Genomic DNA, 14,829 nt, shown 5'->3' with positions numbered 1-14,829 from the left:
AAAGTAGGCGACAAACGTAAACCTTTCGTCATTTTTCCTAGTTTTGCCGTAATCCCTGTGTATTGTCTGGGGGTTGCGACAGTTCTTCCCTTGTCAGGTACCCTGCCCCGATGCCCAGACCCGCCGTGCCGTTCCAGACCACTCTTCGCCCTTTGACCGCTCTCCGTTCCGGTCTGGCACTTGGTCTGATCGGCCTTCTCGCGGCCTGCGCCGGTACACCAGACATGAGTTCGACCTCTCAGGTTCCGGTCTCTCAGGAAGCCGCGAAATATCGCGCTCACGCGAAATCCTATTACGCTCCGCCGGGCCCACCCAGCGATCCATGGGGGCCATACATTCAAGAGGCGTCTGCTCGGTTTGATATTCCAGAAGCGTGGATCCGGGCGGTCATGCAGCAGGAGTCCGGCGGCCACCTTTACGACCATAATGGCAATTTCATCACTTCGACGCCGGGTGCCATGGGCCTGTTACAGCTTATGCCGCCAACTTATGATGACATGCGCCAACAATACGGCCTCGGCGACGACCCGTTTGATCCGCATGATAACATTCTTGCAGGCACGGCATATCTTCGGCAGATGTACGAAATCTATGGTTCTCCGGGATTTCTTGCTGCCTACAACGATGGCCCTGGAAGCCTCGACAGCTACCTGCGCCGCGGACGTCCGCTGCCGCGCGAGACACGCCGCTATGTGGCAGCAATCGGTCCACGCATCGCAGGCGTAACGCCTCACAACCGGTCGGCCGCAGACCTTTTGGTCTCCCAGCATGATCCAAACGCCCAGATTCAGGTCGCAGAAAATACTGCACCCACCACTCCTGCCAGCCAGTCGATCCGGGCAGCCTGGTCTCACAAGGATTCATCAGCAGACAGTTCATCTGACGATAGTTCGTCTTCGGATGAGACCGTGTCCGAAACATCCGCCGCTCCCGCAGCGCCTGTTGTCGTAGCCTCTGCCGCACCGGTAGAACCAAACAGTGTCAGCGCAGCGTGGGCAGCGCGGGGTATCACATCACCAGCTCCCACTGTGCAGAAAGTGGCCTATCACCCACCCGTCGCAAACAGCATGGATACCGAACTGGCCGACAGCCAGGTCACGGCGCAGGAAATTCCGATGGGGCACCATTTGCAGCCCCAGCCGATCATGGCCGTCATGCCTGCTTCACGACAGCAGTACCGACTGTCTTCCCCTGCACCGACAATGCATCACGCCACTATTGCTGCACCACAGGAAACGAGTGGCCCCAAAACATGGGCCATTCAGGTCGGCGCGTTTGCCAATTCCGGACAGGCCACTTCAGCCGCGTCTCAGGCTCATAGTCAGGGCGGAGCAGTTGTCGCGTCTGCGAGAACACAGGTTGCCAGCGTCAAAACAGGCAAAGGACACCTCTATCGTGCCCGCCTGACCGGCCTGACACATGAAAATGCTCTTGCGGCCTGTCACCGTCTGCCGCACGGTTCACCATGCGTCGTGGTTCCGCCCGGCGCATTCTAAACCGTTACTTTCAGGGAACAGAGCACATCCTATGCGTCGCTTTCTGCCAATTTCTGCTTTCTGTGCCCTTGCCATGATTGGCACCCTCCCCTCTCCAGCTCACGCTGCTCTGGAATCAGGGGCCCATGCTCCAGACTTCACGGCCAAGGCGAGCATGGCAGGACATGAGTTCAGCTACCATCTGGCCGAGGCCTTAAAAACGGGTCCGGTCGTCCTTTATTTTTACCCTGCCGCCTTCACTAAAGGCTGCACCATCGAGGCGCACGAATTCGCCGAGGCTGTTCCCGAATTCAAGGCGATGGGCGCAACGGTTATCGGGATCTCCATGGACCCGATCGACAAGTTGACCCGTTTCTCCGTCAGTGAATGCCGGAGCGCATTTCCCGTTGCCGCGGATCCTGACGGGACCATCACCAATTCCTACAAGGCCAAGATGCCTCTTCTGCATATGGCCAGCCGCACCTCTTACGTGATTGCGCCGGATGGGCATGTTGCCCTCTCCTATGCGTCCATGTCCCCGGATGGCCATGTCGAGCGCACACTGGCTGCCGTCAAGGCGCTTCAGGCTGCCCACTAAGCTTACCAAATATCGGAATATCTTCTATGTCGCGCCCTTCCCGCTCCACACCGTTCCAGAGCGGAGGGGAGCCTGCTGACCTTTTTGGGCAGCATCATGTTGGTGATTCACGGCCACTTCGGCTTTCGGAAGACGTCATCAGTACAGCCCTCTACGACGGCCCGGGCGACTGTTACCGTTACACCTTGAAGCGCGTATGGGACGAGACGAAGCCCATGGTCATGTGGCTGATGATGAACCCTTCAGTCGCCACAGAACTCGGGGACGACCGAACGGTCGCCAAATGCCAGCGCTATGCGCGTGCATGGGGTTACGGTGGAATTTTCGTCGGCAACAGTTTTGCCTATCGCTGCACGGATCAAAAACGCCTTCTGGAAGTCGATGATCCCATTGGACCAGACAACGACAGGCATCTTCTTGAAATGGCGAAGGCCGCAGATCTTGTCGTGCTGGCTTACGGTGCCCCTCAGGCCAAAGCACTTAGGCCTCGCGGCACTGCAGTAGCCCGGATGCTGGCGCACCATGGCGTGAAGGTGACGGCATTAAGATTGAGCAAGACAGGACGGCCAGAGCACCCGCTTTATCTTCCGGGTGTCCTGACCCCCCAGTCATTGGATCCAGAGACCCTGACCTAATTCTTCAGGCTGGTTATTCCCCGTCTGAGCGCGGGCTCTGCTCACGGATCTGCCAGACCAGAACCAGATGATTGTCATGGTTCGGATAAACAACCTGTGGCTGGATCTGAGCGCCGAGCTTGTTTTCCCGATAGACCTTCTCGATCGCCACTTCGTCCGCTGCCAAAGCCTGATCCGAGATCGCTGCGCCATCCTGAAGGGTGGTTGCTGCTGCCAGAGCAGGCGTTGGTACTTTTCGGTTCCCCTCGAAAGCGACCTTATCCACAATCAGTCCCGCAGCGCCAACCTCGGCAGTCCTTTGATCGTGCTCCCGCATCAGCAGCTTCACATCCACCTTGTTGGCGGAGATATGCAACTGCTCACCAAGGTCCGCCCCAACGCCGCGTGACTGATACAGCGTCGCGACCTGTTTCTGTGCGTCTGCCAGTTTCGCACGTGTGACGTTCTGGCCATCGTGATAGCCGAATGCTGCGAGAATATCTGCAGACGGAACACGCTTGTTCCCCTCCACAGACACCGAGCCCAGTTGAAGAGGGGAATCGAGAGCGGGAACAGGTGGGGGAGCGACTGGACCTGTAGCGGGCTCGGCCAGAACCGAACCGGTCGTTAAAATCGCTCCCACGGCAAGACCCACTCCTGCACGTGTCAGCATGGAACGAGAGAACCTCATGCTGCCTCCTGTAAAAAAACAAAAAATCAAGAGATTGTCTTACGCCATAATGCTCCGGGAGTTGCCCTTTATCTGGACCATGATGGTCTCCATCCACACAATGTCACACTTCTCATGGTCAAAGACCAAACCACTTTAGTTCCCTTGCACGCATTGACAGCGGGTCGGGCGGTCTGCGACACACCACCTCTCACTCCATAAATTGGAATTCATTTTCTTCGCCCCACCCTGTGGGAAAGTCTTCGAAGAAGACCGTCTTCCTGTTCGCCATCATCAGACAGAAGAGAGATTCGCTGCCTTATGGTCGTGCTGACTGATCACGCTCGCCTTTTTCGTTCCGGACATCTGCGAACCGTTTTTCTGGGACTCCTGTCTGCCTCGACACTGGCTTTTGCGCCAGGCCAAGCTTGGGGTCAGTCGGCCTCGCCTTCAGGTTCAACCCCGACGGCAGGCCCGTCGGCGGAACCCTCGGCAGGCAACAGCAAATCCGAACTGACGTCACACCCTATGGATACAGGGCGACGCGTTCCCATCCTGCAAAACAACATGCGCGGCGTACGCAGCGCTGGCACTCCTGACGAAGTTGAAGATCCGGGGGCGTTTTTCGCAGCCCCAATGGGATCACAGCATTTCTTCGGAGACTGGGGCGGCATCCAGCCATGGCTTGTCAATCATGGCATTCATCTCCTCGCTGCAGTTAACGAAGAATTCGCCGGCAATGTGACGGGCGGTAAAGACCGCGCCTATTCGGATACGGGGCAGGTCGGCGTCGAAGTGGATATCGACTGGGACAAAATGGCCGGTATCAAAAACTTCTGGACGCATACGCTGATCGTCAACGGACATGGCCAGAACGTTTCCCGGATGTTCGGGGATTCCATTGCGCCCGTGCAGGAAATCTATGGTGCACGTGGCAACGTCGTAGCGCATCTCGTGTCGATGTATGGAGAGGCATCCTTCTACCATAACCGTATCGACATCAGCGCTGGCTGGATTCCGGTCGGTTCTTTCTTTGCTGCCTCGCCACTTTTCTGCGACTTCATGAACGTCGCCGTCTGCGGAAATCCAGCACCAAATAAGTACACGGAAGGCAACCGCGACTGGCCGTCCGGTAACCTTGCAGCCATTGCCCGGGTCATGCCAACGGCCAATACATACATTATGGGTGGCCTCTTCGCCGTAAGCCCGCATGCTTACAACGGCGGCATTTCCGGTTGGTCCTGGGCGCAATCGGGGCTGGGGAAGTTCTCTACGCCTGTCGAAATCGGCTGGATTCCCCGTTTTGGGAAAAACCATCTCGTTGGTCATTACGAGCTTGGATATTCCTACGACAATTCACGCTATCTGAACCTGTACGAAGACATTCACGGGAACTCGTGGCAGCAGACCGGCCTACCTCGCCGCTATGAAGCCGGGCGAAACAGTGCGTGGCTGATCATGGATCAGATGCTGATGCGCAACGGGCCCGGTGATACCAACGGTCTGATCCTTATGGCGGGCGCCATGTACAGTGACGGCAAGACCGTCGCCATGCGAGACCATACATGGGTCGGCATGATTGATACGGGCAAAGCGTGGGGCCGTCCGCTCGATACTGTCGGCGCCATGTGGCAGCACTTCGACATGAGCACCACGGCAGCCTTGCAGCAGGAATCCTCCAAGCAGCTCAACCTGCCCTATCAGGACAACCAGTGGGGCACAGTCTATGGCCCGCAGAGCCATGAGAACGTGTACGAACTGTTTTATAGCGCGCATGTGGCCCGTGCGATGGCGATCCAGCCCGACTTCCAATACATCCAACGCCCCAGCGCGACGACGACATTTCGTGATGCCGCTGTGCTGGGGGTTCAGTTCACCGTTGTGCTCTGAACTAGCGACGAACCAACCACGACAAAGCGAAGCCCGAAAAAGGCTTCGCTTTTTTTATGCCCGCATCCCACACACAGACGCAGTCATATTAAGTTACATTGATTTATTTGAGATTAATTCTCATTACCGTATGTAGCGCACATCTTCCCCTCCAATCGAGGCTTCTTTCCGTGCGCGCATATCTGCTTTCCCGCCCCAGACCTGCTCGCCATCGCAGGCACCTGGCCTGCCTGCTTCTTGCCGGAACAACCCTTCCCGCTTTCGCCTATGCAGCAAGTCCCTTGCCGAACCGGACTCAGGTCGCGGCCAACAAGGCTGCGGCAGCGCCCAGCGCGGCCAAATCATCCGCGCCGACCGATGAAGAAATCATCGTAAAGGCCAAGCGCCGGAACCAGATGGAAGTCACGAGTGGCGGACAGCTTGGTGCACTGGGAAACAAGAAGGGCCTGGACGTGCCTTTCAACATTCGCAGTTATTCTTCCAGCATGATCCTGAACCAGCAGTCCCAGACGCTTGGACAGGTTCTGGAAAATGATCCATCCGTTCGCACGACGTATGGATACGGCAACTTCTCGGAAATGTTTGTCATCCGCGGTTTTGCCGTCAACGGTGATGACGTGGCCATCAATGGTCTTTACGGTATCACGCCCCGGCAGCTTGTTTCACCCCAGCTCTACGACAGTGTTCAGGTTCTCAACGGCGCCAGCGCGTTCCTGAACGGCGCTGCACCGAGTGGGTCTGCTATTGGCGGCAACATCAACCTGATGTTCAAACATGCGACGGATGCCCCCATCACCCGCCTGACGGGAGACTACACGAGCAGCGCCATGGGAGGCGGCAGCATTGACGTGGGTCGCCGTTTTGGAACGGAGAAGGAGTTCGGTGTTCGCCTGAACGTGGCGGGACAGTCCGGCGAAGATTCCATCAATAATGAATACCGGCACTCCACCGCTCTGGGGGCTGATTTTGACTGGCACAGCCGCGATAACAGCACACGTATTTCGATGGACATGAACTATCAGAATCAGGGCGTTGATGGTGGCCGCCCTGGGCTGATGCTGAGTTCATCTGTCACCAGCGTTCCGCGCCCGGTCGCCCCGTCTCACAATTTCGGTCAGAAATGGGCGTATAATGACCTGAACTACATTTTTGGCATGCTGAACATTGAGCATGATCTCTCCAAAAATGTGACCCTGTATGGGGCCTTTGGTGCCCTGAACGCGAATGAGAAGGGCAACTATTCCAGCCCGACCCTAACGGATGCAGCCACCGGCGCTGCAACTGCGGGCAGCATGTACGTGCCTTACAATCAGACGAATGAGAGCACCCGCGCCGGCGTTCGTGCACACTTCCGAACAGGCTTCATCAAGCACGAAGTCAATGCCGGTGGCTCTGCGCTCTGGGAAGATTCAGCTGCGGCCTACGCGATGGCCCTGACCTCTCCGACCACAAACATTTACAAGACACCGCAGTTTGCCTCCCCGGCTCAGACTTTCGTTGGGGGTGTTTTAAACGACCCGCAGACGACAAACTGGACACGCCTGTACAGCCTGTTTTTCTCGGACACGATGTCTTTCCTGAATGGCCGCGTCGCCCTTACCGGGGGCTTCCGTTACCAGAACATGATGATCAACGGGTACAACTACAGCACAACCGGCCGAGGCTCGTTAAGCACTCCGTATAATCAGGATGCGATTACGCCTGTTGTCGGGCTTGTCATTCACCCGACGCGTCAGACGTCCATTTACTTCAACCGGATTGAGGGCATGTCTCAGGGTGATACCGCCCCTGCGAGTGCCCAGAACGTCGGACAGATTTTCCCGCCATATAAGTCTGCCCAGTATGAAATCGGTGCCAAGTACGACATTGGTCGCTTCAGCGCTGCTCTGGCTTTTTATCAGATTTCACGCCCCAATTCTTATAATGTGCCGATCGAAGGCACGGGGTATTCCGTTTACAAACAGGACGGCCTGCAACGGAACCGTGGCATCGAACTCACCGTGAATGGAGAAATCCTGCCGGGACTGAGATTCAATGGCGGCGGCACGCTGATTGATGCAGACCTGCGCCACACGGCTGGCGGCCTGCAGAATGGCAATTCAGCGATCGGCATTCCAAATTATACGATCAACGGCAATCTGGAATACGATCTCCCGTTCCTGAAGGGGGCCACGGTCGTCGGGCGCGTCGTCAATACAGGCAAGCAGTGGGTTAACACAGCCAATACCCTGCATCTGCCCGTCTGGACGCGCTTTGATCTGGCAGCACGCTATACGTTCACGACGTACCACAAGCCTGTCACTTTGCGCTTTGGCGTCGATAACATCGCCAACACGCGCTACTGGTCTTCGTCCTTCAACGGCTATCTGCTTGAAGGCCTGCCCCGGACATTCAAGTTCTCCTTCACGACTGACCTCTGATTTCACATCAGATTACAGGCACAAAAAAACGCGCCACCTTGATCGGGTGGCGCGTTTTGCATGTCTGGCTTTTGCCAGAGAAATCAGAAGGTAATGCCCGTCTCAAAATCAAGCAGCAGAGCATTCTTGTAGCGGTTGGTGCCCCCGGGATGCATAAGATACTGCGCACCAGGACGGATCACGAGCCACGGGGTCGGGCGCCAGCCATAGTTCAATTCAATGGCATGCTCTTCAGAGGGCTTGAACAGGTTTGTTGCCCCGGCAGCCTGCATCTGTCGCGCCCAGATCGTCAGCTTCGGGTTCACCCACAGCATCTTCATGCCAAGGCTGATCGTATCATTGGGTCGGCTCGGGAAGGTCCCCTTACGTGTGATGCCCCACGTAATAAAGTAAGGTGCAATCGCGGTGCGGGGATCACCCCAAGTGAAAGATCCGAAGAACGATGTTCCACGGTTCGGATCAGCCTTGTCACGTTCCAGCATACGGTCGAACTGGAACCAGCCACCAAAACGGCCACGAACCTGCTGGGTCGGCGCTGAAATCAGATACTCTGTCGGAACACCGAATGTGCCAAGCTGGCCATAGACGTTCTTGACCTGCGAAGAGTCCCAGTAGCCACCAATCTTGATGTTGGTCTGAAGCGGGCCGCTGTAATCGTCCTTACCGCCCTGATGCCATCCAAGCTGAAACGGAACGTACGTCCCCGTTGCACCATGAAGGTTCATTTTCCAGCCATTATGGGTGTTGGCGATGGTCGGATCGACCGAATACGCACCGAACTGGATCAGGTAATGATTGTTTCCGGCAGGGTAGAACTTCACCCAGGCACCCGGATGCGCCGTCGGGTAATATCCGTAGCCCGAGTTCATTGCGACAGACTGCGGCATACCGCAGATGGCGTTGGACTCAAACTGGCAGTACTGGCTCATGCCCCAGTACATGGACGACTGCTCAAAATCATTCTCAGTGTTGATTTCGCCGACTTCGGTAGAAACATACCGGTTCCACGGCATCTCCCACGAAAGACGGGTCAGACGCACGGTCTCACCAGATCCAAAGATCTGCTGCGGGCTATCCAGCGCCGGAAGCTTGGCACCGATACCCAGCCCCTGACGGGCAGTACTGAGGAAATGGAACAGGCCAAGGTTCCAGCCGGTCAGACGCTTCAGATCGAGATCGATGTTAAGACCGAATTCATCCGCATAACGAACGGTCTTGGCCTTACCACCCATCGGATTTCCTGCACTGTCCTGCAGGAAGTGACCACCGATGTTGATCCCTTTTTCCGTAAGCCAGGTGCGATATCCGCCCCAGTCACCGGTCATGGTGCTCTGCGTCAGCCAGTCATGGAAGCTGGCCGGGAAGAAGCGGTTTTCTGTCGTATCTGAAGGCTGCACGTCCGCGAGGTGCGACGGGGTCGGAGCGGGTTTGACCAGCAGAGGGGTCGGCTGGATGGACCGGGTGCGAAGAACCGGGTGCCCTGCACTGTTATGGGCGCGAGGCTGACCAGGTTTTCCCTGATCAGATGCAGAAGCCGTCTCGGCGTATGCAATCTGGGGTGTGGAGAGCGTCGTGCTCAAAAGACAGGCCGCCCCCAGAGCCTTCGTCAAACCGCTTTTAAACCTCTGCATCTTTTCCCGCGTCTCCTTCTCACGTCGCCTGTAACCGGAAATCATGAATGACTTTCCCATACAGGCCGATGCCGGTCCGGAATAGAGAGAGGAAGACGGTTGTTTTCGTAATGCGACACTTCCGCCGCATCACTTCAGATCATGTCTAATCTTTTTCCTAGGTTTTCTCCCGAATTACAAAACCTTCACATGGTTCAATTCGGCGAAAGTTTCCTGTTCACAGTTATGTGTTCTCGGTCCCAACGGCGTGTCAAAGGCTCCAGGCAGACCAGAATCACCACCACAACAACCGCCACTTCACACAACGTCCGGAACAAACTGGCATACAGGGCATTTCCCGCGGAAGCTGCCATATCGGCAGGCATGGCCGCCCGGTTGGCGATGACACTGCCCACATACATCGCAATGCCCCACAGCAGATAAAGTGCGCCCATCATGAAGCCACTTAGACGCGCGGGCGTATAGCGGGCCACAATCGCCAGACCCAAACCATTTGTCAGCAACTCGGCGAAAGACAGAAGTCCGTAGCCCGCGACCATAATCCAGGGGGAAACCAAACCTGTCGTTCCGACGGCAGAGAGCCACCAAACCGCGAAAGCCATAGCCACCATCACGTAGCCAATCAGCATTTTTCGAGCCAGCGACAGGTCCCGCCCCTGTGCGCCCAGCCGATTGTACAAAATCGCCAGTAGTGGGCTGATCGCCATGATCCAGATCGGATTGAGCGCCTGAAACTGGCCGGCCGACATATGGAAAAGCGTTACGCCGCCGATGCTGAAGTCGCCCGAGACATCTCGTAGTGCGAACAACGTCAAGGACGTGATCATCTGCTGATAAAAGACGAGATAAATCGTTCCCTGCAGGCACAGCATGTATGTGAGCCGCAAACCTGGTCGTTCTTCTCCCGGTGCACGGACGTACAGGACAACCCAGGACAGGAACAGCAACACAGCGGCAGCAAAAATGCAGATCCGGGCAAGGCCGTCGCTGCTCATGATCCAGGCGTTGAAAACGGTCAACGCAAGAAGGCCGAGCCCCACAAGAGCAAAACGGCTGGCAGGCACGCGCTCTTTTTCCAAAGGACTGGCTGTCTGGGCAAGCCATCCCGAACGCCACACATAATAGAGCAAACCAATCACCAACCCGACCGAACAGGTCGCGAAAGCAACGGGGGCGCCATAGTGAACCTGTAGCCACGGTGTCAGCAGCATCGACACCGTGGAGCCCACATTGACGGACATGTAATAGAGGGTGAACGCCGCATCGAGGGCGGCATTATCCCCTTCATAAATCCGGCGAACCAGATTACCCGCATTCGGCTTAAAAAGGCCGTTTCCTGTGGAAATCAGCGCCATGGCCAGCAGGAGCAATGTCGGTGATGTCAGAGAAGCGGCAAGGCAGGCGTAGCCGATGGCAAGAGAGATGGCTCCCATAACCATAGTGCGCCGCGTGCCGAGAAAACGATCTCCCAGCACGCCACCAAGAACAGGCGTGATGTAGGTCAGGGCGGAGAAGGCCCCCAGCATCAGATTGGCCGTGGTATCGGCCATTCGAAGCTGCTGGACCATGAACAGCGTCAGAACTGCCTGCATGCCGTAATAGCCGAACCGTTCCCACAGCTCGATTGCCAGCACAACGGTAAAGGCGCGACGACGTGTCGTCGCCAGCGGTTGCCCGGAGGCAAGTGTAGAATAAGAGGTCATGAAAAACCCGTCAGAAACAAAGACGGGCTTTATCTTAAGGCAAATGCCACTCCCCGGCGAGGATGAGGGCATGGGATCCGATCACGCTCAGCACAACCACAAAGATGATGGCGAAAATGCCACCAATAATCTGACGCCATGGCCAGTCTGGAATACGTGCTTTTGCGCGACGGATCATTCCCATGATCAGGCCTCCTGCTCAGCGAAGAAGGCTTCCAGTTCAGGAGAAACCGTCCCGATATGCACCTGCAACGTCACGAACAGGTCACCTGCGGGGTTCTTTTTGTCAGCGCCAATACCACGACCGGCAAGACGGAGAACTTTCCCACTGTCGGAATGTTTGGGCACCTTCACCGCGACGTCGCCCTTCGGTGTCGCCACGGTCACTTTCCCGCCCAGAACAGCTGTCTTGAGATCGACATTCTGGGTCATGCGCAGATTACGACCATCACGGACGTAACGCTTGTCTGGCGTGACCGAAATCGTCAGCAGCGCATCACCTGGAACACCCGGCTGACCATCCATCCCCGGACGACCTGGCGCGCCCTTGCCCCGTACACGCAGGGTCTGTCCTTCTTCGACACCCGGCGGAATACGAACTTCCGTATGGCCGCCCTCGCCCAAAGCCAGATCCAGAGACGTCCCAAGAACGGACTGTTCAAAGGTGATGGTCACCGAAAAACGGCGGTCAGAGCCCTTCGTGGCCCGACGTCCTGCCGCACCCCCGGGCTGGAAGTCCCCACTGAATCCGCCGCCACCAAACATGTCGGAGAAGAACGCGCCCAGATCTTCCTGATTGAAATTTCCCTGGAAGCCATGTGCCCCGGCTCCCGGGCCGCCGCCACCGAAGCCACCGCCGCCAAACGGGCCGCGCTCCTGCCCTTCGGCATCAATCTCGCCACGGTCAAAGCGCGCACGCTTTTCCTTGTCCCCGACGATGTTATACGCCTGACCTACAGCCTTGAACCGCTCTTCCGCGTCCTTGCTGTCGGGGTTGTGGTCCGGATGGTACTGCTTGGCCAGTTTCCTGTATGCGCTGCGGATTTCCTTGTCCGTGGCCGTCTTGGAAACCCCAAGAACTGAATAAGGGTCTTTCATCTCAACTCCGCATCATCTGCTGCGCCGTCATCCAGAAGATCAATCAGTACGGCAAGTACGACATCACGCGAAAATCCCGCGCTCACACCTTCTTCAATCAGACTGTCCAGCTTTGGTCTGAGGTAATCCTCAGCCGGGTGACCATCCTGTGCCATTGGTTTATTCCTCCATTACTTTCAGATGTGTGACGTTGATCGCTTCGGGTCAATGACCGAGGACAAACTCCGCGACATGCGGCACCAGATCTGGATCAAGAGGGCCGAAAGAAGGAAGGCCAGCTCCGGTCATGGTTTTGGAATCAACACCCGGCATGTCCGTCAGAAAGTGACTTGCAGAGGGCAGATAAACAGTCGTCGCGCGAGGGTCAGCAGCCTGTAGCAAAGGCAGATCTTCTGTCGGGCTGATCTGATGATCCTTTCCACCCTGCACCAGCAGAACGGAGCCATGATACGCCCTCAGAAGCGCAGCGGGATCATAACGCATGACATCAATCAGGTATCCCTGCACGTCCGCGTTGAACAAAGCCTGTAAACCGGGATGTAATGTTAGCGGGTCAACACGGTGGCCTGCTTCAAGAGCATCAATGGTGCTATCAATTTGTGGAAGAACCGTGTGCGCGCGCGGATTGGCGTGGAGCTGTGCTCGGATGAGTTCACCCATTGGTCGCCCCTGCCCTGACAACAGGATCAAACCACAGACACCCTGGCTATGCTGAGATGCAGCAAGTACGACTAATGCGCCTTCACTATGTCCACCAAGCCAGACGCAACGCGTCCCCGTTTCTTTGCGAATGACAGAGATCCAGTTCTGAACGTCCGTCGCGTAGTCCTGAATGGTAACGTGGTTCCCGTTCGCGACAGCTCGTGCACTTCCAAACATACCACGCTTATCAACGCGAACCGTTGAAATGCCCCGACCAGCTAGTCCCTCAGCTAACAGCTTCAGTGTTCCCGGCTTGAGGCCAGACGCTGAATCCCCGTTTCTGTCTGTGGGGCCAGAGCCAGGGACGAGCAGAAGAACGGGCGCTGTTTTCCCCGCGTCAAGATAAGTGCCAGATAACGGTCCAAGGGGGCCGGGCGCTTCAAGATCACGCTCGGTTGCTGCCTGAGAAAGACCAGTTCCCAACATAACAGCAGCCATCAGAGCAAATGATCGCAGAAAGACAGGCATCATGGCAGGACTCCGTTCAAACTGTTCTTGCCCTGTTGCGAGCCAATCCTGTCCTAGCGCGTAAAGGCCCGTACCAGCGCGTTTTGCTTTCCAACTTCAATCGGCAGACGCGTATCGGTGAGCTGACGGCCCTGCCAGCCCGCACCCATCGCCGTATAAAGCGAAATGGCGTCACGCAGACGGGCCATGCGTCCTACAACTGCCTGATCCTGAGCAGAAAGTGCTGTCTGCTCAGTCGTCAGGACATTCAGATACCCGGTCAGACCGGCGCTAAACAGCTTCTGCGCTCGGTCACGGGCAAGACCGGAATCCGTCGCGGCCTCTTCAAGCTGCGTGACAAGCTCATTGTCATGGCGCCAGTCACCCATTGAATCTTCAACTTCAGCGAAGGCCTTCAGCACGGTTTTACGATACACCAGACGGCTCGCCTCGGCTTCTGCACGAGCCTGAGCAATTTCTGCTGTATAACGACCGCCATGAATGATGGGCAGCGAAGCCATCATCATGAAGCTCCAGGCCATGCCGCCCATCTGAAACGCCTGATAGGCGGCAGAAGCGTTCGGATTGAACGTCAGCGGGATCATGAACTTCGGATAGAGATTGGCAACCGCTACACCCACCTGAGCCATGTCCGCTGCGTAATGCGCTTCCGTCGCCCGAATATCCGGGCGATTTGCCAAGACGATGGACGGCAGGGACGCCGGGAACGCGGGAACAGACGGCAGAGGGCGCCGCACGTCCAGCTCTTCCTCCAGCTTGCCGGGCATCTCACCCAGCAGAATGGAAATGGCGTGAATCAGGCGCTCTTCCTGCGAATGCAGTGGAGCAAGACGCGAGCGCTCGAGATGCTCTTCCGTCTGTGCCTGCGCTACAGCCAGCGTATTACCCAGGCCGTGCGTATAAAGCTTTTCAGTCAGTTCGCGGGAACGCTGCGCCACATCGATGCTGTGTTCCGTAACTGCAAGCCGTTCCTGAATACCGCGCAACGTCACGTAGTCTGATGCGACCTCGGACAGCAGCGACAACAGAATGGCGCGACGGTTTTCCAGAGATTCCTCAACGAGCCGCTTACGCTCCTCGACCTGCCGGGAAATATGCCCGAACAGATCGATTTCCCAGCTGGCGCGAGCACCATAGGTCAGGACAGACGCCTGAGGCCGGTTTGCCGGATTTCCAGGGCGCAATGGCCAGTTATCGACATTGATGGAATACCGGTCATCGCCACCGCCCATAGCTGCATCGAGCTGCGGATACCACGCTGCCTGAGCCTGCCGCCGGACAGCCCGTTCCGAAATGATGTGCTGAGAGGCAATCTGCAGATCATAGTTGCCCTTGACCGCGGCCTCGATCAGCTCGTTCAGCATCGGATCATGGAACTGGGCCCACCAGTCCTTCATGTCTGCTTCGGTCCGCGCGATCTCGGCTGCCGTCACCGATTGTGGCTGCTCGACAAAAGTGTCAGGCACCTTAATCTTGTCTGGCTTGAAGTTCGGCCCGACGGTGCAGGCCGTAAGTGACAGACAGGTGCTGAGAGCGAGGGTCAGAAGCTTGCGTGACATG

General features: G+C 56.8%; 13 protein-coding genes. 5 read left to right on the top strand and 8 right to left on the bottom strand.

The window, feature by feature from the left end; translation table 11 throughout:
- Positions 1–110 precede the first annotated feature (110 nt).
- From M2305_RS08750 to M2305_RS08740, 3 genes are read left to right on the top strand one after another with little or no spacing between them, the layout of a single operon-like run.
- Positions 111–1,496 (top strand): lytic transglycosylase domain-containing protein, encoded by a 1,386-nt coding sequence (locus M2305_RS08750; protein ID WP_211501639.1) that lies wholly within the window; start codon positions 111–113, stop codon positions 1,494–1,496.
- Positions 1,497–1,527: 31 nt separating this feature from the next.
- Positions 1,528–2,073: a peroxiredoxin gene (locus M2305_RS08745; protein WP_211498701.1), complete on the top strand. Its 546-nt coding sequence runs from the start codon at positions 1,528–1,530 to the stop codon at positions 2,071–2,073.
- Positions 2,074–2,099: 26 nt separating this feature from the next.
- Positions 2,100–2,708 (top strand): DUF1643 domain-containing protein, encoded by a 609-nt coding sequence (locus M2305_RS08740; RefSeq protein WP_099211850.1) that lies wholly within the window; start codon positions 2,100–2,102, stop codon positions 2,706–2,708.
- 13 nt (positions 2,709–2,721) lie between these two features.
- Here the strand turns inward: M2305_RS08740 and M2305_RS08735 are convergent, their stop codons facing one another.
- Positions 2,722–3,378, bottom strand: a complete 657-nt coding sequence (locus M2305_RS08735; protein WP_264649140.1) for a POTRA domain-containing protein — start codon at positions 3,376–3,378, stop codon at positions 2,722–2,724.
- A 300-nt stretch (positions 3,379–3,678) separates the two neighbouring features.
- On the opposite strand from M2305_RS08735, the gene M2305_RS08730 reads away from it, so the two are divergent.
- Positions 3,679–5,247: a carbohydrate porin gene (locus M2305_RS08730; protein ID WP_086633364.1), complete on the top strand. Its 1,569-nt coding sequence runs from the start codon at positions 3,679–3,681 to the stop codon at positions 5,245–5,247.
- 170 nt (positions 5,248–5,417) lie between these two features.
- Positions 5,418–7,667, top strand: a complete 2,250-nt coding sequence (locus M2305_RS08725) for a TonB-dependent receptor (protein ID WP_264649139.1) — start codon at positions 5,418–5,420, stop codon at positions 7,665–7,667.
- Between the two features lie 83 nt (positions 7,668–7,750).
- Here the strand turns inward: M2305_RS08725 and M2305_RS08720 are convergent, their stop codons facing one another.
- From M2305_RS08720 to M2305_RS08690, 7 genes are all read right to left on the bottom strand, one after another.
- Positions 7,751–9,298, bottom strand: coding sequence for a carbohydrate porin (locus tag M2305_RS08720; protein WP_046901006.1), 1,548 nt, complete (start codon positions 9,296–9,298; stop codon positions 7,751–7,753).
- A 194-nt stretch (positions 9,299–9,492) separates the two neighbouring features.
- Positions 9,493–11,001, bottom strand: coding sequence for a peptide MFS transporter (locus tag M2305_RS08715; protein WP_264649138.1), 1,509 nt, complete (start codon positions 10,999–11,001; stop codon positions 9,493–9,495).
- Between the two features lie 34 nt (positions 11,002–11,035).
- Positions 11,036–11,185 carry a hypothetical protein gene (locus M2305_RS08710; RefSeq protein ID WP_167386128.1) on the bottom strand — a complete coding sequence of 50 codons (150 nt, stop codon included), beginning with the start codon at positions 11,183–11,185 and terminating at the stop codon, positions 11,036–11,038.
- A gap of 2 nt (positions 11,186–11,187) precedes the next feature.
- Positions 11,188–12,099 carry a DnaJ C-terminal domain-containing protein gene (locus tag M2305_RS08705; RefSeq protein ID WP_099211842.1) on the bottom strand — a complete coding sequence of 304 codons (912 nt, stop codon included), beginning with the start codon at positions 12,097–12,099 and terminating at the stop codon, positions 11,188–11,190.
- Complete coding sequence (locus M2305_RS08700; protein ID WP_167386127.1) at positions 12,096–12,254, bottom strand: hypothetical protein; 159 nt, start codon at positions 12,252–12,254, stop codon at positions 12,096–12,098. Before M2305_RS08700 ends, M2305_RS08705 begins: the two co-directional genes overlap by 4 nt.
- A 49-nt stretch (positions 12,255–12,303) precedes the next feature.
- Complete coding sequence (locus M2305_RS08695; RefSeq protein ID WP_264649137.1) at positions 12,304–13,272, bottom strand: alpha/beta hydrolase; 969 nt, start codon at positions 13,270–13,272, stop codon at positions 12,304–12,306.
- A 50-nt stretch (positions 13,273–13,322) separates the two neighbouring features.
- Positions 13,323–14,828 (bottom strand): efflux transporter outer membrane subunit, encoded by a 1,506-nt coding sequence (locus M2305_RS08690; protein WP_211498695.1) that lies wholly within the window; start codon positions 14,826–14,828, stop codon positions 13,323–13,325.
- Between the last annotated feature and the right edge of the window lies 1 nt (position 14,829).

It is taken from the genome of Gluconobacter cerinus (genome assembly GCF_025961355.1).
Lineage (GTDB): Bacteria > Pseudomonadota > Alphaproteobacteria > Acetobacterales > Acetobacteraceae > Gluconobacter > Gluconobacter cerinus.
The sequence above is the reverse complement of the archived record's forward strand: the minus strand, read 5'-3'. Positions and strand labels throughout refer to the sequence as shown.